The organism is Candidatus Omnitrophota bacterium (assembly GCA_040755155.1).
Classification (GTDB): Bacteria; Hinthialibacterota; Hinthialibacteria; order Hinthialibacterales; family Hinthialibacteraceae; genus JBFMBP01.
The window spans coordinates 1-25,625 of the sequence record JBFMBP010000062.1 but is presented as its reverse complement, the minus strand read 5'-3'; the positions used below and the strand labels follow the sequence as shown (position 1 = coordinate 25,625).

20 protein-coding genes and 1 pseudogene are annotated in these 25,625 nt (G+C 52.7%); 16 read left to right on the top strand and 5 right to left on the bottom strand.

The genetic code is table 11. The features are described 5' to 3' along the window. Both AB1656_08135 and AB1656_08130 read left to right on the top strand, forming a co-directional pair. Positions 1–535 (top strand): hypothetical protein (locus AB1656_08135; GenBank protein MEW6235339.1); only part of this gene is annotated, 535 nt, incomplete at its 5' end. A gap of 102 nt (positions 536–637) precedes the next feature. Then, the gene (locus tag AB1656_08130; GenBank protein MEW6235338.1) at positions 638–829 is read left to right on the top strand and encodes a type II toxin-antitoxin system HicB family antitoxin; all 192 of its coding nucleotides are present in this window, start codon (positions 638–640) and stop codon (positions 827–829) included. 43 nt (positions 830–872) lie between these two features. On the opposite strand, the gene AB1656_08125 is transcribed toward AB1656_08130, so the two are convergent. Next, positions 873–1,598, bottom strand: coding sequence for a hypothetical protein (locus AB1656_08125; protein MEW6235337.1), 726 nt, complete (start codon positions 1,596–1,598; stop codon positions 873–875). Between AB1656_08125 and AB1656_08120 the strand changes: the two genes are divergently transcribed. The 10 genes from AB1656_08120 to lpxA all read left to right on the top strand — a co-directional run bounded on the left by AB1656_08120 (position 1,579) and on the right by lpxA (position 15,664). Further along, positions 1,579–3,051 carry a glycosyltransferase family 39 protein gene (locus AB1656_08120; GenBank protein MEW6235336.1) on the top strand — a complete coding sequence of 491 codons (1,473 nt, stop codon included), beginning with the start codon at positions 1,579–1,581 and terminating at the stop codon, positions 3,049–3,051. The two genes, AB1656_08125 and AB1656_08120, sit on opposite strands and share 20 nt — an antisense overlap. 266 nt (positions 3,052–3,317) lie before the next feature. Beyond that, on the top strand, positions 3,318–4,235 hold the full coding sequence (gene ilvE / locus AB1656_08115; protein ID MEW6235335.1) for a branched-chain-amino-acid transaminase: 918 nt from the start codon (positions 3,318–3,320) through the stop codon (positions 4,233–4,235). 174 nt (positions 4,236–4,409) lie between these two features. Beyond that, positions 4,410–4,928, top strand: coding sequence for a UvrB/UvrC motif-containing protein (locus AB1656_08110; protein MEW6235334.1), 519 nt, complete (start codon positions 4,410–4,412; stop codon positions 4,926–4,928). Next, positions 4,925–6,100, top strand: coding sequence for a protein arginine kinase (locus AB1656_08105; GenBank protein MEW6235333.1), 1,176 nt, complete (start codon positions 4,925–4,927; stop codon positions 6,098–6,100). The genes AB1656_08110 and AB1656_08105 overlap by 4 nt, the downstream gene beginning before the upstream one ends. A gap of 270 nt (positions 6,101–6,370) precedes the next feature. Further along, complete coding sequence (locus tag AB1656_08100; protein ID MEW6235332.1) at positions 6,371–8,824, top strand: ATP-dependent Clp protease ATP-binding subunit; 2,454 nt, start codon at positions 6,371–6,373, stop codon at positions 8,822–8,824. A gap of 14 nt (positions 8,825–8,838) precedes the next feature. Continuing rightward, a complete protein-coding gene (gene bamA / locus AB1656_08095; GenBank protein MEW6235331.1) occupies positions 8,839–11,211 on the top strand; it encodes an outer membrane protein assembly factor BamA in 2,373 nt (790 codons plus the stop codon). 218 nt (positions 11,212–11,429) lie between these two features. Beyond that, the gene (locus AB1656_08090) at positions 11,430–11,960 is read left to right on the top strand and encodes an OmpH family outer membrane protein (GenBank protein ID MEW6235330.1); all 531 of its coding nucleotides are present in this window, start codon (positions 11,430–11,432) and stop codon (positions 11,958–11,960) included. Between the two features lie 16 nt (positions 11,961–11,976). Next, entirely contained in the window at positions 11,977–12,972 is a 996-nt protein-coding gene (locus tag AB1656_08085) for a UDP-3-O-(3-hydroxymyristoyl)glucosamine N-acyltransferase (protein MEW6235329.1), read from the top strand. Between the two features lie 94 nt (positions 12,973–13,066). Continuing rightward, complete coding sequence (locus AB1656_08080; GenBank protein MEW6235328.1) at positions 13,067–14,365, top strand: bifunctional UDP-3-O-[3-hydroxymyristoyl] N-acetylglucosamine deacetylase/3-hydroxyacyl-ACP dehydratase; 1,299 nt, start codon at positions 13,067–13,069, stop codon at positions 14,363–14,365. A 522-nt stretch (positions 14,366–14,887) separates the two neighbouring features. Next, positions 14,888–15,664: an acyl-ACP--UDP-N-acetylglucosamine O-acyltransferase gene (gene lpxA, locus AB1656_08075; GenBank protein MEW6235327.1), complete on the top strand. Its 777-nt coding sequence runs from the start codon at positions 14,888–14,890 to the stop codon at positions 15,662–15,664. Between the two features lie 42 nt (positions 15,665–15,706). Here lpxA and purD read toward each other — a convergent pair whose 3' ends face one another. The 3 genes from purD to AB1656_08060 form a co-directional block, all read right to left on the bottom strand. Beyond that, positions 15,707–16,993 carry a phosphoribosylamine--glycine ligase gene (purD, locus tag AB1656_08070; GenBank protein MEW6235326.1) on the bottom strand — a complete coding sequence of 429 codons (1,287 nt, stop codon included), beginning with the start codon at positions 16,991–16,993 and terminating at the stop codon, positions 15,707–15,709. A gap of 150 nt (positions 16,994–17,143) precedes the next feature. Then, positions 17,144–17,908, bottom strand: coding sequence for a DUF1829 domain-containing protein (locus AB1656_08065; protein MEW6235325.1), 765 nt, complete (start codon positions 17,906–17,908; stop codon positions 17,144–17,146). Then, on the bottom strand, positions 17,898–18,353 hold the full coding sequence (locus AB1656_08060) for a hypothetical protein (protein ID MEW6235324.1): 456 nt from the start codon (positions 18,351–18,353) through the stop codon (positions 17,898–17,900). The genes AB1656_08065 and AB1656_08060 overlap by 11 nt, the downstream gene beginning before the upstream one ends. Before the next feature lie 280 nt (positions 18,354–18,633). Between AB1656_08060 and AB1656_08055 the strand changes: the two genes are divergently transcribed. Next, positions 18,634–19,986, top strand: a complete 1,353-nt coding sequence (locus tag AB1656_08055) for an enolase C-terminal domain-like protein (GenBank protein ID MEW6235323.1) — start codon at positions 18,634–18,636, stop codon at positions 19,984–19,986. A 118-nt stretch (positions 19,987–20,104) separates the two neighbouring features. Here AB1656_08055 and AB1656_08050 read toward each other — a convergent pair whose 3' ends face one another. Continuing rightward, complete coding sequence (locus AB1656_08050; GenBank protein ID MEW6235322.1) at positions 20,105–20,923, bottom strand: prolyl oligopeptidase family serine peptidase; 819 nt, start codon at positions 20,921–20,923, stop codon at positions 20,105–20,107. Positions 20,924–21,185: 262 nt separating this feature from the next. Between AB1656_08050 and AB1656_08045 the strand changes: the two genes are divergently transcribed. The 3 genes and pseudogenes from AB1656_08045 to feoB all read left to right on the top strand — a co-directional run bounded on the left by AB1656_08045 (position 21,186) and on the right by feoB (position 25,327). Beyond that, positions 21,186–21,842 carry a metal-dependent transcriptional regulator gene (locus AB1656_08045; protein ID MEW6235321.1) on the top strand — a complete coding sequence of 219 codons (657 nt, stop codon included), beginning with the start codon at positions 21,186–21,188 and terminating at the stop codon, positions 21,840–21,842. Between the two features lie 204 nt (positions 21,843–22,046). After that, a complete protein-coding gene (locus tag AB1656_08040) occupies positions 22,047–23,069 on the top strand; it encodes an iron dependent repressor, metal binding and dimerization domain protein (GenBank protein MEW6235320.1) in 1,023 nt (340 codons plus the stop codon). Further along, positions 23,069–25,327, top strand: a pseudogene (gene feoB, locus AB1656_08035) (ferrous iron transport protein B). Before AB1656_08040 ends, feoB begins: the two are co-directional and overlap by 1 nt. The last annotated feature ends 298 nt before the right edge of the window (positions 25,328–25,625 follow it).

The following is a 25,625-nucleotide window of genomic DNA, read 5'->3' as shown; positions in this document are numbered from 1 at the left end:
TAGGGAATATTTCAACAAATCGGCATTTTCGCCAACGGGACGCCATCTTCTTATATGGGGCGATGAATCGGCCTACCTCTACGACTTCAGCGAAGGCTATCGTATTAAACGAATTAAGTTATCGTCTCTTCCTGATTTTCTAGGCGCGCAGGATTTCGCTTTTCTGGATAATGGGGAGCAGTACGCCGCCGCCATTAATAAACCATCCCGCTTGACGCTTCGGTTTTTCGATGCGGCCACGAGAGAGAAACGGATGGAAACATTCATCGATTACGATGGAACTAAAGGATTCGTTACATTTTCCCCCGATGGGAAAAAGGTGTTCTTTTCCACACAAGGCGCCGAAAGCGCTTTGCTTTTGTACGATATCGAGAGCGAATCGCTTCTTGCCTTTCCTCGGCCAACTAGTTCTATTACCTCATTGGATTTTTCTCAAGACGGCGCCCGCCTAGCCACCGGACATGAGGATGGAACCATTAATATTTGGAATATTAGCGCCGATTCCGCCGGAATCATGGATTGGCGGCGGGACTGAGTCTCGTAGTTGTTCGGTTCATCAGTAACGATTACAATAAATTCTCAAAGGATGAGTCAAAAACCCGAACCGCCCAGCGCCTCTTGGGTAAGAAGAATACAAATGCAAACCGTCAAATATGTCCATTGGGAGGAAGACGGCTTTGGGATCGGATATTTTCAGGACTATCCCGATTATTGGACGCAAGGAGAAACGCTGGAGGATCTCAAGGATCATTTGCGGGATTTATACCATGACCTAACAAGCGGCAATCTTCCGGGTATCCGCAAAGTGGACGAATTAGCCGTAACATAAAACGGATCGTTAAATTATATCCATCTACTGTCTTTTAGAATCCTCACTCCACAATCCCGCCCTCTTTCCACGAAGTTTTCGATGGCAGGTTCGACGCCCAGATATCTCCTCCACTGCTGCGCTTATCTGTGAAGGGAACGCCAAGACCATTGGTAGGATCGAAGGTGAAGGGGCTTAAATTGTCTTCTCCGAGCAGGAAAGCGAGGGCGGTTTTAGAGTCGATATCCAGTTTTTGATCCGGACCGGGGCTGACCAGGAGATACTTGTCCTTCAACGTGTAGTAATAAAAGAGAGGCGCCGCTCTTATCGCAAAGGGATCTATCGCCGCCAACGGCAGGGCGGCGATGGGATCGCTCAACGCCGCGCCGGAAGCGTCCAGGATGCGCAGAGTGGAGAGATCGAAGCGATCCTGCATCGGCGGCGGCGGTTGCTGGAGGAGAGAACAATAGGCGTCTATGGCGGAAGATAGGACTTTCAAGTTCTGCTGCGTTAACGCGATTCTCGCTTGCGTGCGGATGAAATGATCCTGCCGAATCTTTCCTAGAATGAACCATCCCGCGAGAACGAGCGCGAGTCCGGCAATCAGGATTTTTAAAGTCCATGACGCTGCGATAAGCCATGCGCGGTTCGATGGTTCGCGGGACGCCTCATTCATTCTATAATCTTCCTTTGTGGAGTTGACAAGATTATAACGGAAATTGAGATAGAAACGATCCTTCGCGATGAATTCCTCCCCCGCCTCGCAGCGTATGACACGTAAAGACGCCATGATTCTGCTCGCCGTCCTCTTGGCGGCGGCGGCCGCTGCTCTCGCCATCAACCAATATGCGCTGAATAACTTCCCCAATTCCGCCGACGAGCACGCTTATCTTTTTCAAACGCAGATTTTCGCAATGGGGAAGCTGACGGTTCCCGCCCATCTGCAGCAACCTTACATTTCCCCATTTTATATTGTTGCGCGGCTGGATCGCGTATTCTCTATTTTCCCGCCCGGCTGGCCAGCGATTCTCTCGCTCGGCGTAATGGCGGGAGCGCCGCAGATTGTCAATCCATTGCTTTGCGCCTTGACGCTCGCCGCCGTTTTCTTCGCCGCCCGCAGAGCGCTGGGGCGAACATCCGCATGGATCGTCGTGGGTTTGTTGCTTTTCTCTCCCTGCTTTCTCTTCAACGGCGCGTCGTACTTTTCTCATACCGCTTGCTTGTTGGGCGCATCGTTGACATTTCTCTTTTTCATAAAATGGGGACAGGAAGAGCGATATTCGGCGGCGCTTTTGGCGGGATTCTTCTTTTCCTGGACGTTTGCCATACGCGAAATGACCTGCCTGGCTCTTTTATCGCCGCCCTTGGTTTACTTCTTTTTTCAGTCGCGTCTTCGCTGGCGCTTCGCAGTTCTATTCGTCTTAGGCGCTCTGCCGATAGGCATCGTTTATCTTCTTTATAACCATGCCCTGACCGGCTTCTGGCTTCACCCGCCGCGTTATCTTCTGCCCGGCGAACGTCTCGGCTTCGGCCCTCGCGAAATCCGGCTCTTCGATTATGTGGAGATCAAGCCTTTCGGCCCTGCCCAAGCGTTGACTTACATGTTCCGCAATCTAGGGCGCCTTTTTCTCTGGACCTTTCCCGCCTTGCCTCTCGCCGCTTTTTGGGGCGCTTGGAAAAGGCGCTCTCTGGCGCTGGCGTGGACGCGCGTATTCGCCCTCAGCGCCTTGGCGCTGCCTCTCGCTTATTTTTTCTATCCCTCGGACGGCGGCAATCAATACGGCCCGCGCTTCTATTTCGAAGCGCTTCTGCCGCTATCATTACTCGCCGCGCCTTGGCTTGAGGAATTGAGGGTTCGATTCGTAAAAACGAAGCGTAATATTCTTCTCGTTGTTTTGATTATCCTGCTGGGCGCCGATGGAATGATGGTTGGTATTCATTGGCGTTTTTATTCCCATCAAATCTATCGGCGGCAGAGCCTATACCGCCTGGCGGATCATTTCCATCTGCATAACGCCCTCGTGTTCGTCAGCGCTCCCAGCGGCGATATGACTCAGGGCGATCTCATCCGCAATTCCCCTTTCCCCGATTCCTCCGAAGTTGTTTATATCTGGGATATGGGCGCCCAAAATACGGAATTAGCGCGTTCTTTTCCCGGCCGTTCTTCCTATATCTTCGGACGCGATCCCCAAACCGGCGTCAATTTTCTTCGTCCCCTCTCCCCCCGCCTTGGAGATAAATAGAGGTTCATGTAGACTTTTAGAATCGCCGAAGTGGATTATCGTCTGAATGCTTCTTTGCAACTGCTTCTATTTCTTGGAGTTCAGCATTCTCGCCTCATTTAGAGCGGACGCTATGGCGAAAAAATGCTTCGCAACGGTAGCCAAACGTTATTTTCCATGAAAAATAAAAGAACAATAATCGGTTGAAAGCAGTGTCATTTCTCCCTCGTCGATTCGCCAATAAAAGATAAGACGATGGATTTTTCCAATAGGAGGCGTTAAAATCTATGTCTTCGACTGTGGCAGCCATCTCAATCAATTTTCAATTATGCGCTCCCGAAGAGGCGAAAATCTCCATCTTCGATCACGGCTTCTTATATGGAGACGGCGTCTTCGAAGGCATTCGCGTCTACCGCGATAAAATCTTCCGGGGAGAGCGCCATGTCGCCCGCTTGTTTCGTTCGGCGAAAGTAATAGACTTGAATATTGGATATTCCCAACAAGAGATTCTCGACGAATTGCGCCGCGTAGTCCACGCCTGGGCGGAGAAAAACTCCGTCTCGTTGCAGAATAACGGCGATCCGTTATACATTCGATTGATCGTCAGCCGAGGGGACGGGGACCTTGGTTTAGACCCTCGCAAATGTCCCAAGCCCAACATCATCGTGGTCGTCACCCGGCTGAAACTCTATCCCAAGGAATTTTATGAAAAAGGATTGTCTCTGGTTACTACGGCGATTCGCCGCAATCCCGTTGATTCACTGCCGCCGCAAGTCAAATCGCTTAATTATTTGAATAACGTTCTCGCGAAATTGGATGCGAACCGCGAAGGCGCGGCGGAAGCCATCTTCTTGAACCATGAAGGGTATGTCGTGGAAGCTACCGCCGACAACCTCTTCATCGTCAACGGCGGCGCTGTTTCCACTCCGCCCATAACCGACGGCGCACTCCCCGGCATCACGCGGGAAGCAGTGATCGATTTGGCGGGCCAGCTCGGAATTCCTTGCCGGGAAACGCATGTAACTTTGGCCGATCTATTCGGTGCGGAAGAATGCTTCGTGACCGGCACAGCCGCCCGCGTCGTTCCCGTCACGGCGATTAACGCCCGCGCGATCGGTTCCGGCGCGCCCGGTCCGGTTACGCTGAAATTGGCGCAAGCCTTCGTCGCTCTGACGGAAAACGACGGCATTGCCGTATACGGTTGACGCCGGAAAAAGAGGCCGGAACGGTTGCCTCGCTTTGCGGAAAGAGAAGAAAATCGTTCTTGAAGAGAATGAGTCCGCATTTCGGAATGAAGAGAGTATAATTTTTAATGGTAAAAGATTATTCAAGACGATCTTTCGAAAAACGATGTTGGCTTCACCCAAGGAATGGATGAGATGATGATTTGCGACATATGCAAAAAAAATCCGGCGAAACTTCATATCACGCAAATTGTCAACGACAAGAAATTCTCTTTGCATATTTGCCCTGCGTGCGCCAACGAAAAAGGCATCACGGGGCCGTCGATCAATACTTCTTTCTCGGTCGAACAATTTCTCACCGGCGCGCCCGCCGGAGAAGCGGCGCAGCGGGTGGACGAAGACACACAAAAAACCTGTCCCTCCTGCGGCTTGTCTTATAATGCTTTTAAAGAAAGCGGAAGGCTTGGATGCTCGAGCTGCTACGACACGTTTTCCGTCCAACTCAGACCGCTGCTCCAAAAAATGCAAAAAGAGATGAAACATATAGGAAAAGTGCCCGATAGAGGCAACGAACGGTTGACTCTCAAGCGCGATATTACGGAACTGCGGCTGCAATTGAAGGACGCCGTCATTCAGGAGCATTTTGAAATGGCCGCTCAGTTGAGGGACCAAATTCGGCGTCTCGAAGCCGATTTGGGCGATTTCGTAGATTGAGAGATGCGCCGCGATTCGGCGGTTGGGATAGACAAGGAAAAGCGCTGGGGAAATTCGTTTCCCGGCGGCAAGGAATCGATCGTATGGCGAGTTTGCCGAAAAATCATCTTGCCGAATGCGGATGGCTCAAGACCGGCGACGTATCCAACGCCCTCGTCGTGAGCAGCCGCGTCCGTTTGGCTAGAAATATCGAAGATTACCCCTTCTCCCAATGGGCTTCCTCTTCCGATCTCAAACGCATCGCCGACGAGGTGAAGGAATCCATTCAGTCGTCTCCGCAACTCCATGAATTGGAATTGTTCGATATCGAAGAACTGGAATCTTTGGATCGCCATTTTCTCGCCGAACGCTACATGATCAGCCGTGAATTAGTCAAAAGCGGCCTCGAGCGCTACGTCGCCATTCACCCTCGGCAAACGGCCAGCGTAATGATCAACGAAGAAGATCATATCCGAATGCAGGTTCTTTCCGCCGGTTCCAATCTGCGGCAGACGTGGGAGCGGATCGATTCGTACGACGACGAGTTGGAGAACCGTCTTTCCTACTCTTTTTCCAACTCTTTAGGTTATCTCACCGCCTGTCCCACGAACGTCGGCACCGGCATCCGTTGTTCGGTGATGATCCATTTGCCCGCCTTGGTCATGTCGCGCCGCATCGAAAAAGTGCTGAACGCCGTAACGCAGATGGGATTGACGGTTCGCGGGCTCTCCGGCGAAGGCAGCGAGATTGTAGGGAATCTTTTTCAGGTTTCCAACCAATGGACCCTCGGCATCGGCGAAGAGGAAACGATCGATAAAATCGAGAAAATTCTAAAGCATATCATCGAACAGGAGCAAAAGGCGGAATCCCGGATGATGGAAGAAAAATCCACATCCGTTGAAGATAAAGTGTGGCGGGCCTACGCCGTACTTAGTCAAGCGCGCGTACTCTCTTCCAACGAGGCGATCGAACTTCTCTCGTTGATCCGTCTCGGACGCAGCCTGGGCATCCTGGAACGTCCATCCTATGAAAGCATTAACGAAGCGATCATCTGGATGCGGCCCGCTCATCTTCAAAAAAGCGTGGGCAAATCGTTATCCGCCGGCGAACGGGATGAGGTTCGCGCTGGGCAAGTGCGCGAATGGATAAGAAATGGGGGCGAACGCCGTTCCGCCGCCTCGCTGGGCGGTTGACGCCGTTTTCCAATGGCAATAATCGTTGAAACAAAAGGCTCGTGCAAAATTGATTAAGTCTGCTTTTATATTCTCCCCCAAGCTTGGGGGGAGTTAGAGGGGGGTTGATTTTAATGGACTTAAGACAACCCCCTCCTAACCTCCCCCAGGCTTGGGGGAGGAATAAAGGAATTTTGCAAGCGCTTTGCAAGAATATCGGCAATGATGACGGCGGCGGCGCATTTTTTTGAATTGAGATAAACGCGCCGCCGTGTTGAGGAGAAGTGAAAGATGATGTTCGATCGACTTACCGAACGCGCTCGGCTGGTGATGAAGCGCGCAAAAGAAGAGGCCGCCCGCATCGGCGGAAGCCACGCCGCCACGGAGCATATTCTTCTCGGCTTGATCGCCGAAGGAGAAGGCGTCGCCGCAACCGCCATGCGCAATATGGGCCTCAATCTGGAATCGCTGCGCATGGAAATTCTCAAAAACCTCAGCCACGAGTCGAGCGGAGGCGTTTCCGACAGCACCATTTCCCTTTCCCCCAGCGGAAAGCGCGCCATCGAATTCGCCTATCAGGAAGCGCAGGCTTTCGGCGTGAATTTCATCGGCACGGAGCATCTGCTTCTCGGCGTGATTCGGGAAAGCGAAGGGTTGGCCGCCCGCGTTCTCGCCAGCCACGGCATCGACCTGATCAAGGCCCGCAGCGAAATTCTCCGACTCATGGGCGGCGGACCGCAGGAAGCGGTAGCCGCAGGCAAAGCGAAAAGCAAAACCCCGGCTCTCGACGCTTTTGGCGCCGATCTGACCGACCTCGCCCGCCTCAATAAATTGGATCCCGTCATCGGACGCCAGGACGAAATCGAGCGCGTGATCCAAATCCTCTGCCGCCGCACCAAGAACAATCCCGTCCTCATCGGAGAAGCGGGCGTCGGCAAAACCGCCATCGCCGAAGGTCTGGCCCAACAGATTATCACCCGCACCGTCCCCGACCTGCTTCTCAACCGCCGCCTCATTACGCTCGATCTCGCAGGATTGGTGGCGGGCACGAAATACCGGGGGCAGTTCGAAGAACGCCTGAAAGCCGTCCTGGAAGAAATCCGCCGTTCCAGCGACATCATTCTCTTCATCGACGAACTTCACACGCTCGTAGGCGCCGGCGCCGCCGAAGGATCGATGGACGCTTCCAATATGTTGAAGCCCGCTCTCTCGCGCGGCGAACTCCAATGCATCGGCGCCACCACCTTGGAGGAATACCGCAAATACATCGAAAAAGACAGCGCCTTGGAACGCCGCTTCCAGACGGTCATGATCGATCCGCCTTCCGTGGAACAAACCATCCGCATCCTCGAAGGATTGCGGGACAAATACGAAGCCCATCACCGCGTCCGCTTCACGGACAAGGCCATCCGGTGCGCCGCCGAACTTTCCGACCGCTACGTCACCGAGCGCTACCTTCCCGATAAAGCCATCGACCTCATCGACGAAGCTGGTTCGCGCGCCCGGCTGCAAGCCACTACCCGGCCCAAGAACCTGCGGGAGATCGAAGACGAAATCAACCAGATTATGAAGGAAATCGAAGCGGCCACCGTCGCGGAAGAATTCGAAAAATGCCTCGTATTGAAGCAGCGCCGCGAGGAACTGCGCGAAAAGCAGACGCGGCTGATCAACGAATGGGAAGAAGCCCGCAACAAGCCCGGCCAGGAGACCAACGTCGACGATAACGACATCGCCTACATCGTCTCCAAGTGGACGGGCATCCCCATCGTCCGCATCGAAGAGAAGGAATCCGAACGCCTCCTGCGCATCGAGGAGGAACTACACCGCCGCATCATCGGCCAGAACGAAGCCATCAACATGATCGCCAAGGCCATTCGCCGCTCCCGCGCCGGTCTCTCCAACCAAAAGCGCCCCATCGGCTCCTTTTTCTTCCTTGGACCCACCGGCACCGGCAAAACCCATCTGGCCAAAACCTTGGCGGAATTCATGTTCGGCAACGAGGACGCCCTCATTACGGTGGATATGTCGGAATATATGGAGAAATTCGCCGTCTCCCGCCTCGTGGGCGCCCCTCCCGGCTATATCGGTCACGACGAAGGCGGACAGCTCACGGAGAAAGTGCGCCGCAAACCCTATTCCGTCATCTGCCTCGACGAGATTGAAAAAGCGCATCCGGACGTGTATAACATTCTTCTCCAGGTTCTGGAGGAAGGCCGCTTGACCGACACGACCGGACACAAGGTGGATTTCCGGCATACGATCCTGATTATGACCTCCAACATCGGCTCTCAGGAAATCACCAAACGGGTAACATTAGGCTTCGCTCCGGAAGAAGCCTCCGCCTCCTATGCCGCCATGAAGGACAAAATCATAAGCGAGTTGAAGCGGACCTTCCGGCCCGAATTTCTCAATCGCGTCGATGAGGTCGTCGTCTTCCATGAACTGGAGCGCGAACATGTGATGAAAATCTGCAGCATCATGCTCGCCGACGTTCAAAAACGGCTCGATCCCCATGCGTTAAAAATGGTTTTAACCGATGCAGCTAAGTCGTTCCTGGTTGACAAAGGTTTCGATAAGGCGTATGGTGCTCGTCCATTGAAACGCACGATCCAGAAATATCTCGAGGACCCCCTGTCCGAAGAAGTTCTTCGCGGGCGGTTCAAAAATAACGATGAAGTGATTGTGGATGTCGGGGAAGGGGAACTTCTCTTCCGCAAGGCGCAACCAAGGGAGGTGGTGGTCTGAATCCGCGCATTGGCATGATACGGCTAGGACTGGGAATGCTGCTCGCGGCGTTCTCGGCGGCTTCATTTGCGGAGCCGATTCAGAAGATCGTCATTCAAGGAATAGTTCATGTGCAGGAGAAGGAGATCCGGGAGGTGATCGAAACCCGTCCGGGCGACGATTTCGCTTCCTCCATCGTTCGGCAGCAAATCCGCGACGATATCCGCGCCGTCTGGGCGTTAGGCTTTTTCCAAGACGTCTCCTCCGAAATGTCGGGATCGGATTTGATTTTCAAAGTCGTGGAAAAAAATATCGTCCACGATCTGCAATATGCCGGCAATAAGAAATTCAAAAAGAAAAAATTGGACGAGGAAGTAGGCTTCGATAAGAAATCCCGCCTCTTTTTCAGTCCGGAGGCGGCGGAAAACTACAAAAAGAAAATCCAGGATTGGTACACGAAAAAATCGTTTCCCAACTCCAAGGTTTCGTGGACGGTGGCCAGTGTCAGCGCCCCGCAAGCCGTCGACATCGTCTTCGCCATCGACGAGGGCAAGAAAATGCCCGTCAAAAAAGTCGTTTTCGAAGGCAATACGATTCTTACCGATAAAGCGCTGAAAAAGACGATCCAAACCAAGGAATCCTGGTGGTTCATCATCCAACGGCAATATGACGAGACCGCCGCCAAACAGGATATCGACCTCATTACTCTCGCCTATTGGAACGTGGGGTATCTTGATGTGAAAGTTACTCTCGCTCCGGTGGAAGAACTGGAAAAAGGATTGCGGATCAAGTTCCTGATCGAAGAGGGATTGCCTTATACCCTCGGCGATTTCGAAGTCGAGGGCAACACAATCTTTTCCCGCGAAGAATTGCTTTCCAAAATCCAAATGAAGCCGGGCGATCTCTTCTCCTATTCCAGCCTGCGGGATCAGGAATTGGCGATGATTCAACTTTATCTCGCCCAAGGCTATCTCGACACCTCGATCACCCCCCTGCGGGAACAACTGCAAAAAGATGAAGCGAATAAGATCGTCGATATCCGTCTGCGCCTAACGGAATCAACCCGTAAATATATGGGAAAAGTGGAGATCGAAGGCGTTGTAACCCTGGACGACAGTTCGATTTTCCCCACGAAGGAAGGCGAATTCAAAACCAAAGATTTCGTCATTCTTCGCGAAATCGAATTGAAAGAAGGCGATCCGCTGGATTGGAGCAAGGTTCTCGAAAGCGACCGCAACCTAGTCAATCTGAACTTCTTTAAAACGCGGCCCTATCCCGTAAAAGGCCAACCCAATCTGATTCCCGGCTTTCAACGGGAGCAGACGAACGATCCCGATATAGAGAATCTTCGTCTGCAATTGGAAGAAACCCAGACAGGTTCGCTTTCTTTCGGCGGAGGCATCAGCACGTCTTACGGGCCTTCCGTTTTCGCGACGCTAACGGAAAGAAATATCTTCGGCTACGGCATCCGGGGCTCCATCCAAGGCGAATACGGAAAATACCGCAACAGCGCCATTCTCAACCTCTTCGAACCGCACTTGCTCAATTCCGATTACAGCGCCGATTGGGACATTTATTACATCAATCAGGAAGGCTACCGGGGACGCCGCTTCGATCAGGAACGCATCGGTTCCTCCATCATGTTCGGAAAAGAACTCGATGACGAATTGAGTGTTCTTTTCGGCGTCAAAGGCGAAGTGGCCGATATTCAACCATACCGCAGCAGCCGCTATAGTTTGGATAAAAGTTCGTTTCCCGAAGTCTTCAAATTGGGCGAGACCACCACGACGAGCTTGACGGTGGGCGTCGTTCACGATGCGCGAGATTTTAAACTCGATCCCACGGCGGGAACCTATGGGCGCGCTACTCTCGAAGTGGCGGGTTTGACGGACAACGAATTCGTCAAATTCCGCTCCGTCGGCAATTATTTCAAGCAGATTTTCAACAAGCCGGTGCTCGCTTTTTCCGGAGAACTGAACTTGGCTTACGCCTACGGTTCTCCCGGCTTTATCCCCTTGCAGGAACGATTCTTCATCGGCGGCGCCAATTCCATTCGCGGTTTCGACGAAGGCAGCATCGGCGAATCGACGATTATATGGTATGAAGATCATAGTTTAGGCGGCTACCGCACGTTTCTGGGCGGCGAGGCGGCTTTCGTCGGCAATACGGAATTGCGCTATCCGCTGACGCCTTTTCTGCAAGCCGTGGCTTTTGTGGATATGGGTTCGGTCTGGCCGGAAATCGGCGAAATCGATCCCGCGGATTTCCGTTTCAGCGCGGGTGCGGGATTCCGTTTTCGCGTCCCCGGCCTGAACGCCATGATCCGCGTGGATTTCGCCGCGCCGATCCGCAAACTGGACGAAGACGAAACGGAATTCTTCCATTTCAGTTTTGGACAGAGTTTCTAAGAGATGAGGTTTTTTGCCCGTCGCCAGGGTGCGTGAAGCGCATTTTTCGGATACAATAAAACAGTTCGATTGGATGGCGCAAACAAAAAAACTCCAGGCGATGCGGCTATTCGTTCATGTTGAGTTCGCGCCGCGATAAGGAATGGCGTTAACAGCGGTGAAATAAATGCGAAAACATCGCAAAAAGAATTTTCTGAAAAATTGGGAGAGAGAAAACCATGATACGGAGTAGGAATTTTCTCGCCGCGATCGTATCGGCGGCGGTACTGTTGGCATCCCTAGGAATGTCTTCTGGAACCGCGCAGGCGCAGGAACTGAAAATCGGACATATCAGCCTGCGCGACGTCTTCAACAAAGCGGTGAAGTACAAACAAGCGTTTGAAGAATTGAAGAGCATTCAGCAAAAGAAATCCGAACAACTTCAACAAAAGGAAAGCGAGCTGAAGAAATCGAAATACGACATCGACATGAAAAAAGAGTTGATGAAAGAAGACGACGCCAAACAACTCCAGGACTCCTTCAATAAAGACGTCGAAGAATTTCAAAAACTCTTTCAAAACGAACAGAAAGATTTCGCCAAATCGCGGGATGATAAGTTGGAACCTCTGAATAAAGAACTGAAACAAATCATCGAAGATCTCGCCAAGAAGGAAAATTACGCCTTCATTTTCAAATTCGACGATTTGCTCTACGCCGATCCCAAATACGATCTCACCCCTAAAGTGATCGAAGCCTTGAACAAGAAATGAATTGAGGGCGCTCTTCGTGCCGATATTTACGTTGCAAGAATTAAGCGAAAAACTGAACGAATCTTTCGAGGGAGACGGCGCCATTCAAATCAAAGGCGTCGCTCCGATCGATTCAGCCAGGGAGGGAGAACTCTCCTTCGTCGCCAATCCGAAATACGTCTCCCTGATTTCTGCTTGCAAGGCTTCCGCGTTGATTGCGCCCAAGGACCTGGACACGAATTTCCGTCCTTTGATCCGATCGGCGAATCCATATCTAACCTTCACTAAAGCATTGACGCTTTTTCACGAAAGCGCCCGACGAATCTCCGGCGGATTTCATCCCGCCAGCGTATTGGGAGAGAATATCCGATTCGGCAAAGACGTAACCGTCATGGCTCACGCCATTGTGGAAGACAACGCCGTGATTGGCGACCGGACGATTCTTTATCCGGGCGTTTTCGTAGGAAGGGGCGCCGTCATTGGAGAAGACGTTACCCTCTATCCCAACGTGGCCATCTACCCGGAATGCTCCATTGGCGACCGTTCCATTCTTCATGCGGGCTGCCGCATCGGTTCGGAAACGGAATCGCCTGCGCCGTGTAAATCGCGGCCCGTCGAGTTGGAAAACGATATTGAATTGGGCGCCAACGTCGCCGCCTCGGGCGCGCCCGAAGCGCCGACGCGCATCGGCGAAGGAACAAAGATCGACAACCTCGTCCAAATCGCCGCCGGTGCGCGTATCGGCCCCCATTGCATCATCGTCTCTCAAGTCGCCATCGGCGGTTTCGCCGTCTTGGAGGAGCGCGTTACCATCGCCGGGCAAGTCGTCATTTCCCCCGGCGTAACGGTGGGAGCGCGTTCCCGCATCGGCGCTAAAAGCGTTGTTATGGAAAACGTGCCGCCGGATTCCGACTATTGGGGAATACCGGCGCAGCCTATCCATCAGGAAATGCGCTTGAAGGCGAATATTAACCGCCTTCCCAAAATTTTCGATCGTATTCGCTCTTTGGAGGAATCGGCTTCCGAATCGTAATGAGCTCCTTATTCGTCTTGTTCGTTAATCGAGGAAGAAATCGTTTACTCCGAATCGTACGCCATTCAAATAGAAATTTGGTCAGAAGTGGATTATGACGGATTATCAAAGAACCATAGCAGGAGAAGCAAGCATCAGCGGGATCGGTCTGCATACCGGTCAGGAAACGACGATTACCTTTAAACCGGCCCCGGCCGATTCGGGCATTCGCTTCGTTCGCTGTGATTTGGAAGGAAAACCCGAAATCGAGGTGAAGGCGGAAAACGCCGTTCTCGAAGATTCTTTGTATCTTACCGCCCTCGGCAAAGGCAATTTGCAGGTTCTCACGGTGGAACACGTATTGGCCGCTTGCACGGGACTGGGCATCGACAACATCGTCCTCGAACTCACTTCGAGCGAACCGCCCATCACGGACGGCAGCGCCAAAATCTTCGTCGAAGCCATCCGCAAGGCGGGGATCGTCACCTTGGACCGTCCCAAAAAATACATTGAGGTCAAAGAGCCGATTTGGCTCTTCGAAAATGGATTGGAACTGGCTCTCATTCCTTCCCATCGGCTGGAGATCACGTATAAGATCGATTACGATCATCCCGCCGTGGGCATTCGTTCCGCCTCCTTCCTCATCACGGAGGAGATTTTCGCCGAGAAGATCGCTCCCGCCCGCACCTTCTGCTTCCTCAAAGACGTAGATAGTTTGCAAAAGGAAGGCAAAATCAAAGGCGGCAGTTTGGAAAACGCCATCGTCATCGGCGACGAGGATTTTCTGAACGACGAACTCCGCTTCCCCGACGAAATCGTGCGCCACAAAATTCTCGACGTAATCGGGGATTTGACGCTGATGGGAGGGCCGATCAAAGGACACGTCATCGCCGTCCGGTCGGGTCATGCGTTCAATATCCGCTTCGTTCAGAAAATATTGAAAACCTTAAACGGCGCTTTGACGAGCGGCGTTCCCAAACTTCCCATGTCCGCCAAGGAAATCCGGCGCATCCTTCCCCATCGCTATCCGTTTCTTCTGATCGATAAGGTCGTCGAAATCGATTATGAAGCCAATCGCGTCGTAGCGATTAAAAACGTCTCCGGCAACGAAGAATTTTTCAACGGCCATTTTCCGGAGGAACCGGTGATGCCCGGCGTGCTCCTGATCGAAGCGATGGCGCAGGCGGGGGGCGTACTCTTGCTTTCAAAAGAAGAAAATCGCGGTAAAATCGTCTATCTCGTCGGCGTCGACGAGGCTAAAATCAGGCGCAAGGTCGAGCCGGGAGACCAATTGGTGATCGAAACCAAGATCACCCGGTTGAGAAGAAAAGTCGGCAAAGTGGAGAGCGTGATCCATGTCGAAGGCGCGCTCGTCGCCGAAGCAAGCCTTTTCTTCTCCATCGGCGACGATTAGTATTACGTTTCGCTTTCCTCCATGCATCAAGAGGAAGGCGGCGGAATCGCCTTTTTAAGGGATTCTGTCGTAGAATGAAAAGTTGCAAGAAATTTGACGGCTACCCGTTTTGATAGGCATTTTTGTCTTCTTTCGGGCCGTTGAAACAAAAAGGGCGAATCGGCGTCCTTTTTTTATAAATTAGGCTCATGCAAAATGAATAAAGCCTGCTTCGGAATTCTTACTTCAACGCAGGGGAGGGGCTGGGAACTAAACCAACCTGCATTGAGAATGTTGTTTTTAAATTCCTCTCCCAAGATGGGGAGAGGTTAGGAGAGGGTTGATATTATTAAACTTATAATCCCCTCACCCTAACCCTCTCCCAAAGGGCGAGGGAATTTTAAGGCACATTCTTAATAAGACTTGGAATTAGGCATACGCCTCGAATGTCATGAAGCATGCGTTATGAAGTGGTTTTTCAAAGTTGGCGAGAAGCGGTTGCGTTTGCGGAGTTGAATCTGCGTTAGAAAGAAGACGAAATCGATGTCCTTAGTTTCCAATACGGCTGTCGTGCATCCCCAAGCGGAAATCGGCGATAACGTGGAGATCGGTCCTTATGCGATCGTCGGCGAAAACGTAAAAATCGCCGAAGGTTCCGTCATCGGTCCTCATGTGGTTTTGGATGGCAGCACGACGATCGGCCGCCATTGCAAAATTGGCGTTGGCGCCGTGATCGGCGGCGAACCCCAGGATTTAAAATATCGCGGAGACGATAGCCTTGTTATCATCGGAGATAATACGGTTATCCGTGAATACGCTACAATCAATCGAGCCACTTTCGAGGGCGAAGCGACGGTTGTCGGGAAGAACTGCCTTGTCATGTCTTATTGCCACATCGCGCACAATTGCGTGTTGGAAGACCGCGTCATCATGTCCAGCTTCGCAGGTCTCGCCGGTCATATCCGCGTGGAGGAAAACGCCATTATCGGCGGCTTGGTCGGCGTGCATCAGTTCGTTCAAATTGGCCGCAATTCCATTGTTGGCGGCGGTTCCGCCGTGCGCCAGGACATCCTTCCCTATACGCAATCCGGAGGCAATCCCTGCAAATCGAGAGGCTTGAATATCGTCGGCTTGCGACGGTACAATTATTCCCCCGAACGCATCTCGCAACTCAAAAAAGCCTATAAAGCCATTTTCCGTTCAAAAATGACCGAACAAGACGCCGTCGAATACCTTAAAACGGAAATGGGCGATGTTCCCGAAGTCGTTCACATGGTTCAATTCATAGAACGCTCCAAACGGGGACTCGCCCGCTGTTAAGGATTCTTTGATTTGATAACGTCGCCGTTTGCTCCCTCCGCTTTAGGAAGAACGGACGCGATGCCCGATGTCGATGCGGCAGTAAGCGTTTTCGAAAGAAATCAAACTGACGGCCTTATAAGCGTTGGAAGCGGCGGTTTCGAAATCTTCGCCCATTCCTGTGATTCCTAACACTCGGCCTCCCGAAGTAACCACTCTTTCTTCCTGAAACGCCGTTCCGGCATGGAAGACGACGGCTTGTTTTTTCATCTCCTCCGCCGCGCGTTCCAATCCGTAAATGGGAATTCCCTTGCGATAGGCGCCGGGATAGCCGCCGGATGCCATGACGACGCATAGAGCGCAGCCGCTAGCGGGGAGCGTCCGGCTTTCCTGCAATTCGCCATGAGCGGCGTCCCGCAAGAGAGGCAGCAAATCTTCCTTGACCACGGGTAGCACCGCCTGCGTTTCCGGATCGCCGAAGCGGCAGTTGAATTCGATAACGTAAGGCTTATCCCCGCACATCATCAATCCGGCGTAGAGAACGCCGTTGTAGAGACGGCCTTCCGCTTCCATGCCTTGGATGGCGGGTTCGAGGATTTGACGGCGGATGGCGTCGAGAACGGCGTCCGTTACGATGGGGACGGGGCTGTAGGCGCCCATGCCGCCGGTATTCGGCCCCGTATCGCCTTCCCCGGCTCGCTTATGATCCTGGGCGGGAGGTAAAATAACCAGACGGCGTCCGTCCGTGATAGCGAGGATGGAGAGCTCGGGGCCTTCCAGGCATTCTTCGACGACGACGCGCAAACCCGCTTCGCCGAATTGCCGCTTCGTCATGCAAAGATCGATGGCCTCTTCCGCTTCCTGAAGGTTCTCGGCGACAATGGCGCCTTTGCCCGCCGCCAGGCCGTCGGCTTTGACGACGGAGCGCATTCCGGCGCGGTCCAATTCGCGGGCGTAAGCTTTGGCGGCCTGGGGATCGGCGAAGGAGCCGAAGCGGGGACTTGGGATACCGTATTTCTGCATAAGCCGCCGGGCGAAAGTCTTGGAACTCTCGATTTCCGCCGCCTTTTGAGAAGGTCCGAAGACGGCGACGCCCTCTTCCCGGCAGGCGTCCGCCAGGCCTTTCGCCAACGGGACTTCTGGTCCCACGACGACTAAATCGATCTTCTCCCCGACGGCGAAAGCGACTAATTCGCCGATGTCTCCGTCAGCGATAGGAATCGTACTCGCCAGTTCGTTGATGCCGGCGTTGCCGGGCGCGCACCAGATTTGCGGACGTTCGGGCGATTGCCGCAATTTCCAAACCAACGCATGTTCGCGTCCGCCCCCGCCAACGACGAGTAGTTTCATAAACCGCCTCCCAAGCATGGAATGCTGAAATTATGATAACCTTTTTCCCCGCCCGCAATAGGCGCGGGGAGAAGGGGCGCATCTCCTCATTCGCAACCGCCCTGTTCTTTTGAGAGAAACGAATCTTTGGCGTTTTACTTGGAATCTGTGTCAGGCTGCTAACTCTTCTCGGACTTTTTCTCTTTGGCTCCAAACAACGGATTTTATGTCGTAGTTATGGAGAGCTTCGAGGAGAGATGAAGGAATGCAGCGCTCGGAATCGTTTAAAAAGGCATAAGCGCGTGAATCGGGGGGACGCACTTCCTTGGTATCGATCCAAGCAAATGCAATGGATTGAGCTTCCTCGCGGGTTGGTTTATTTATGGTTTTCAGGATTCGTTCCGGCTGCTGCTTCGATTTGGGAATCACGAAGTCGAATAGATGATCGAAGCCGATTTTCCCGGAAAATTTCACTTTAGGAGTGTACCGAATCTCTTGCAAATCAAGCCAGGCCGCCACATCTTCGCAAAAAACGCTTTCCACTATAGGTTGGGCTAAATAAAACAGATCGTTGATCGCTAACATCGCTTGGATAAGACTATGCTTTTTTAAGGCGAAATTCTCTTTGGAGGCTCGCGCGACAAGCTTGTCGCCGTCAATTTGGATTCCAAAACCGTTTAAAGTCGTTTTGAGAAGGCTCTGTCTTTTTGCAGTGTCCAATTTGCAACCGCAAAGTTTCAAGTCATCGATAACTTCGCCGTCATCCGTGAGAAGAAAACCGCCATTTTCTTTTTTGGCGTATATTTGCATGTAATCGTTATGCCGGTCTAAATAGGGCGTCGTGATTTCCACCCAGTCCTCGGTTTGACGCAGGACGGTTTTATCTTTCAACCAAGCGTTATAACGTTCAAGAAGTTCGCCGATTTCATTCAACATTATATTCAAAACCTTCTACGATATTGGGTGGTTTTGTGATATGGCAGTAACGAATAAAATCCCGCAATGTTTCGGAGTAGTCCTTAAGATGCGGGAATAAATCTTCTGGTACTGGGATAGCATATTTGTCGCCGTATCCTTCTCTGTAGCGATGCAGATGAGGCGATGCAATATCTTCGCCATCAGGATTCCGATGAGTCGATCCCATACACAATCGCACTAATATGATAACCTCTCTACCTCGATTTTGATATGAACATTTTATGAGATTACGGCCATATCGGTTAATATCTAAAAAAAAGCGTTCTCTTCGGTTGAATGAAATCAATGGAATTTTGACCGTTCCCCCGAAACAAGGATAATTCCATGATGCGTCGTCCAGACGATGTTTTTCCATTTTAATAAGATCATCCGCTTCGGCTTGAGTAATAAAAATATCAGCCATGAGTTTGCTTTCAGTGTAAATTTTCTAATATTCTATAGGATTTCTTTTTTGTTCATCAAGTTTAATACGTTTTATTTATGAAACTAATTATTTTGTTGTATCAATATTTAAAAGCCTCCGATAAGTAAAAGATTGATTGGAAGTTTTTTTTGAATTATAGCGTCTCTTAGCTAACTTTATACTAACTTGATGGACTTTTCTTATACTCCCTATCCAACCTTCCCCTCCCTCCTATCCATTTGCTACGATGTTCCTAATCCATTTATAGGAGGAGCGTAAAATGAGGAAACCTCGAAACGCCAATCGGCGGGACTTTATTCGTCAGGCAATGGCGGGAACCGCCATTGCGGGGCTTTGGCCGGCGATGGCGCCTAAGAACGCGGCGGGCGAAGACGCTTTTGCTCCCAAGGACTCCATCCGCATCACCGATGTGAAAACTATATGCACGGCGCCGGAACGCATCCGGCTGGTCGTGGTAAAAGTGGAAACCAGCGATCCGGGACTTTTCGGTTGGGGCTGCGCCACGTTCACCCAGCGGCCGCTTACCGTCAAAACCGCCGTGGAGGAATATCTGCGCCCATTCCTCATTGGCAAGAATCCCGACAACATCGAAGACCTATGGCAGTCCATGTACGTCAGCAGTTATTGGCGCAATGGGCCGGTGTTGAACAACGCCATCAGCGGCGTGGATATGGCGCTGTGGGATATCAAGGGCAAGCGCGCGGGAATGCCCGTCTATCAGTTGCTGGGAGGAAGATGCCGCATCGCCGCCGATCTCTACGCCCATGCCAGCGGACGCGATTTTCAGGAAGTGGAAGACTCCGTGCGCAGATGGATGGAGAAAGGCTACCGGCACGTGCGGGCGCAAGTCGCCATCAAGGGCTATTCGGCTTACGGCGCCAGCGATGCGGGGGAAGCTGCGAGCAACCTGCCGCCCGATACCCAAGTCTTCGAACCCGCCGCCTACGTGCGGACAATTCCTAAACTCTTCGCCCATCTGCGCGAGAAATTGGGCGATGAAATCGAATTGCTGCACGATACGCACGAACGCATCTCCTGCGCTCAGGCGCTGCAGCTGGGCAAGGCGCTGGAAGAGTACAACCTGTTTTTCTGGGAAGATCCGCTGCCGCCGGAAGAAGTGGATTATTTCCGCCAAATCCGCAGCCAGACCAGCACACCTCTGGCGATGGGCGAACTCTTCAACAATCCGCACGAATGGCTTGACCTCATCTCCGAGCGGCTGATCGATTACATCCGCGTTCATCTGTCGCAAATCGGCGGCCTGACGCCGGGACGCAAACTGGCGGCGCTGACGGAACATTTCGGCGTCAAAACCGCCTGGCACGGCCCCGGCGATTTGTCGCCCTTCGGACGCGCCGCCAACGTGGCGCTGGATTTGGCTTGCTATAATTTCGGGATTCAAGAACAACACATTTTCAACGAAGCCGCCCAGGAAGTTTTTCCCGGCTGCTTGAAAATCGAAAACGGCTACGAATACGCCAACGAGGAGCCCGGCTGGGGCATTGACGTAAACGAAGAAAAGGCGAAAAAATTCCCCTTCCGCGAATCGCCCAGTTTCGATATGTCATGGGGAAGAGTGCGGCGCAGAGATGGAACGATTGTCAGGCCGTGAACAGCGGGACTGGGGGACTGGGGGACTTTGAGACGGCGGGACTCAGTCTCCCATTCTCCCCGTCTCACAATGGTGGGCTACGCTTCGCTTTGAGCCCACCCTACATAACTGACTTTGCTTAACGAATCGGCCAATCGTCAATCCCCGTCAGGATGGCGTTTTCTAGGAACCAATTGTAAATTTCCGGCTTGCTGTAGGTTTGGGTCCAGGAATCATGGCCGACGTTGGGGTAGATCGTGAGCAGAACGTTGCCGCCCGCCGCTTTTACGGCATCGGCCATTTTCTGGCTTTCAACCGTAGGCACTGTTGTATCCGCGCCGCCGTGAAACGCCCATATCGGAATCTTCACCAGGTTTGCCGGAATGGCGGCGGGGATTTCTTTCGTCGTGTTGTAATTGCCTTTTAACAATCCCCACGCGTCGCCTCCGCCGCAGATGGGTGCGATAGCCGCGAATTTATCGGGAAGAACGCTGGCCAGGCTCCAGGTTCCAAATCCACCCATGCTGAGGCCGGTCACATAAATCCGATTGCGATCGACGGCGTAATCGGCGATCACTTCGTTGAGCAGCGGAATAAGATGATCGTTGGACCACCATTCCCCGCTGGGGCACTGCGGCGATACGATGATGAATTGATATACTTGCGGCAGAATCCCTCTCGTCAAATAGACAGTATTATCGACGTATTTCGGCGGACCGTGAGTTTTCACCGCCGTCAAGTTGCTTCCCCGCTCGCCAGCGCCGTGGAGGAATAAAATCATAGGCCAATGACGGCCCGCCTCGCCGTAATCGCTGGGCAAGTAGAGAAGATACTTGTAATGCAGTCCCATATCGACGGCCGTCTGCTTACCCGGTTCTTGAGCGCTCGCCGCCGATACGGCTAATAAGAGTATGGCAAGAACCGTTAGTGCGGTGATCGTTTTCATGACGCCATTCATGGCGATTGCGCCCCCTTCCGCTTCTCCCAACCGACGGGAGTATCCTTTATTCCGTCCTTTTTATCCTCCATAAATCATATTGCAAATAGCCTTCCCAGACAACTGGTTTTTATCGAATCGGATGATTTATTGCATCCTTTGAAGAACCGCTGCTTGACAAAAACAAGGTTTAAGATTATAATTAACCATAGTTAATAATAAGCATTAACCCCATCAGGTAAATGATTAAATACGCGTTAAAATTATTTCGAGGTTGCGCGGCATGTTGAGTCCTTCCAGCGAGGATTATTTGAAAACCATATACGAATTGAACGCTGGCCAGGGAAGGGCGGTTCCCTCGCAGGTGGCGGAAAAATTGGCCGTCAGTCCCGCCGCTGTGACGAAGATGGCGCAACGGCTGCAGGAAAAGAAGATGGTGCAATACAGCCGCCAAAAAGGATTCACCATGACCCAGGCGGGAGAAAAAGCGGCGTTGAAGGTGATCCGGCGCCATCGCTTGTTGGAGTTATACCTGACGGAAGCGCTGCATTTCGCCTGGGATCGGGTGCATGAGGAGGCGTGCCGCATGGAGCATGTCATTTCCGACGAATTCGAAGAGAAAATCGACGAATTTCTGGGACGCCCCACCCGCGATCCCCACGGCGCCCCAATTCCCACCAAGGATGGGCGCATCGAAGAAGAAAGGCATCCCAAGCTGGCGGAGTTGCCGCTGGGCCGGACGGGAACCATTCAACAGGTAGACAATGACAATGCGGAATTGTTAAGGTATGCGGGCGCGATGGGAATGATTCCCGGAGCGGAAGTGGAGATGCTGAACCAGGAGCCTTTCGGCGGTCCGTTTCATATCCGCGTAGCGGGCAAAAAACGCGCGGTCGGACAGGAATTGATGCGCCATATTTCCGTGGCGATTAAAGAATAACGCCATTCGTATATGACGAGGGCGGCGAAGGCAAGGCGAAAACCGCCTTAGAATTCAATGACATTTGATTTTGAACGTTGCAATGTTGAATAAGCCCCCTCACCCTAACCCTCTCCCAAAGGGCGAGGGGACAATTTCAAATGTCATAGAGTATTAGTACTTTTCTTGAAACGCTAAAACCGAATCGATAGGAGATCGTATATTATGCATCCTGCCGTAACATTACTCGCCGGTGCAGCCGTTCTAGCGGCGGTTTGCGCCTTGTTCTGGCCCAACCGGGGGATCGTGAGCCTCTGGCGGCGGCTGCAAGCGGATTCGGAGCGCATCCGCATCGAGGACGCGCTGAAGCATATTTACAATAATGAGTACCTGCAAAAAAAATCGACGCTGGAAAGCCTGTGCGAGCGTTTGTCGCTTCCGCGCAACCAGGCGGCGCCTTTATTGGAAAAGATGATCGCAAGCGGCATGATCGAAGCCAAGAATGGGTATTACCGCCTGACGGATGAAGGCGGCGCCTACGCCCTGCGCATCGTTCGCGCTCATCGCTTGTGGGAACGTTACCTGGCCGACGAAACTGGCCTGGCCGACCGGGAATGGCATCGGGAAGCGGAAAACCGCGAACACTCCACGTCTCCGGAACAGATCGAGGAATTAGTCTCCCACTTGGGGAATCCGCTGTACGATCCCCACGGCGCGCCTATTCCCGGCGAGAACGGCGAAGTGGGGCCGCCGATGGGGCGGCCTTTGATCCAATTCGCCGCCGGGGAGATAGTAGTCGTCAACCATATAAAAGACGAGCCGGAAGAATTGTTCTCTCAGATCGCGGCGGAAGGCATTTTTCCAGGCATGAGAATGCGCATGCTCGAAGTTTCTCCCCAACGCCTGCGATTGAGCTCGCACCAGGACGAACATGTTTTAGCGCCAGTCGTAGCGGCGCAAATTTCCGCCATTCCCCTGCCGGTGGAAGCGCAGGTGGACGAAGAAGAGACGCTGGCGGCGCTGGATGTGGGCGAGACGGGACAAGTCGTACGCTTCTCTCCTCATTGCCGGGGCATCGAACGGCGGCGCTTGATGGACTTGGGCGTTTTGCCGGGAACGCTGATCGCGGCGGAATTGACCAGCCCCTTCGGCGATCCCAAGGCGTATCGCGTGCGCGGGGCCGTCATCGCGCTGCGCGATGAATTAGCCAATATGATTTATATCGAAAAATTGAAAGGAGCGGCCTAATGTCAACTCCTTGCCAACCTAATCCCGCATGCGGCTCATGCTCCGCCGCACAGACGGAATTCAAAATCGATCCCCATCGCCATTGGGATTATACCGTAGCCTTGGCGGGCAATCCCAACACGGGCAAAAGTACGGTCTTCAATGGCCTGACCGGCCTGCGTCAGCATACCGGCAACTGGCCGGGTAAAACGGTTACGCGGGCGGAAGGCTATTTTTCCCATAAAGGAAAACAATATAAATTGATTGATTTACCGGGGACGTACTCGCTGCTCTCGGCCAGTCCCGACGAAGAGATCGCGCGCGATTTCATTCTCTTCGGAAAACCCGACGCGACGGTTATCGTCGCCGACGCTACGCGGCTGGAGCGCAACCTAAACATGGTTCTGCAAGTGCTGGAAATCACCGACCGCGCCGTCCTCTGTCTCAACCTCATCGACGAAGCCAAGCGGCATGGCATCGATATCGACGTGAAAAACCTGGAAGAAGACCTTGGCGTTCCCGTCGTTCCGACGGCGGCGCGGCGGGGACTGGGATTGAACGTTTTGGTCCAAACTCTCAGCGAAGTGGCTTCGGGACGGCGGATTTGCGCGCCCCATCGCATGCAAAACCAGCCGCCTTCATTGAAAAATGCGATAGAAAAATTAGTCGTGAAAATCGAAGCGCTATTCCCCGGCTTGCCTAATGCGCGCTGGGTGGCCTTGCGGATGTTGGAAGGCGACAAGCGCATGATCTCGGCGGTTCAAACCGGGGAATTGGCGGAACTCGTCGAGCGCGCCCATACTACCGAAGCGGCGACTTGCGCGTAATCGTTGGAGATAATCGTTATGAACAAAATAAAGATAACAGCGGAAGAATTGCTTTCGGAAGCGGCGGCGCTGCGCTGGAAGCTGGGCGATAAAATCCATGAAACTCTGATGGAATCCATCTACCAGGACGCCACTCGAATCGCGCAACGGTCGGCGCGAGCGGGCAAAAAAGCGGGACCGGATTGGGATCGAACCTTGGATTGGCTGTTCACCAGTCCGGCGACGGGTTTTCCCATCATGCTATCACTGCTGGCGGGAGTGTTATGGGTTACGATTGCGGGAGCCAATATCCCGTCGGGGATGCTTGCGGGGCTATTGCTCGATACGATTCATCCCCTGTTGAAAGAATGGGCGGCGCTTATTGGTTTGCCGTGGTGGTTGAGCGGATTCCTTATCGATGGATGCTATTTGGGAACGGCGTGGGTGGTGAGCGTCATGCTGCCGCCGATGGCTATTTTCTTTCCCTTATTCACCATGTTTGAAGATTTTGGATATCTACCCCGCGTAGCTTTCAATATGGATCATCTTTTCAAAAAAGTGGGAGCGCATGGCAAGCAATCGCTGACGATGAGTATGGGCTGGGGCTGCAACGCGGCGGGAGTGATCGCCTGCCGCATCATCGATAGCCCGCGCGAACGGCTGATCGCCATCGTGACCAACAATTTCGCCGTCTGCAATGGTCGCTGGCCGACGCTGTTCCTGATCTCCTCGATTTTTATCGGCGGCATGGTCTCTTCGCCCGCTCTGGCTTCCCTCATTTCCTCGGCGACGGTGATGAGCGTGATGGTGTTGGGAGTTCTTCTAACGTTTCTCGTCTCCTGGGCGCTGTCGAGAACGTTGTTGCGGGGCGAAGCGTCCATTTACAGCTTGGAACTCCCTCCCTACCGCCCGCCGCGAATTTTACAGACGCTTTATACGTCGCTCATCGATCGCACGCTTTACGTTTTATGGCGGGCTATTATCTTTGCGCTGCCCGCGGGCGGAGCGATTTGGCTGCTGAGCAACATCCCCCTCGGCAACGCGCCGTTGGCGGTTCATATCATCCATTGGCTGAATCCCTTCGGGATGCTGATCGGCTTGAATGGCGTGATTTTGCTGGCCTACATTATCGCCATCCCAGCCAACGAGATCGTCATACCGACTATCCTTATGCTGACCGTATTGACGTCCGGCGTTTCGGGCGTAGGCGAAGGGGCGGGAGTGATGTTCGAATTGCAATCTGATACGGATACGGCCGCTCTTTTCCATGCTGGAGGCTGGACATTGCTGACGGCCGTCAACCTGCTGCTGTTTTGCCTGATGCACAATCCCTGCTCGACGACGATTTACACGATTTGGAAAGAAACCCGGAGTATGAAATGGACGCTCGCCGCCGCCTTGATTCCGGTGGCGATGGGCATCGCCGTTTGCTTCTTCACGGCGCAGCTATGGCGGTTGGCGGCGATGATGTAAGTGCGGGACTTTAGTGCTTACGATGGATCAAGCCGTCTCTTCGCCGATTTTCATATAAAAAAACGCTTGATGTTTTACGCGCTATCGTTTCAAGCAGAAGCGAAGGAAAGAAAACATAGGATTATACCAACCTGCATTGAGATTGTTGGTTTTAAATTCCTCTCCCAAGAATCAAGGATTTATAAGCCCTAATTAATTGGACTGTTGGGGGAGTTTGTTCGTATCTTGATGGATATTTTTACTAGGTTATTTACACCAACCCCGATTTTTGTCTAATTAAATATGGCGGAATAAATCC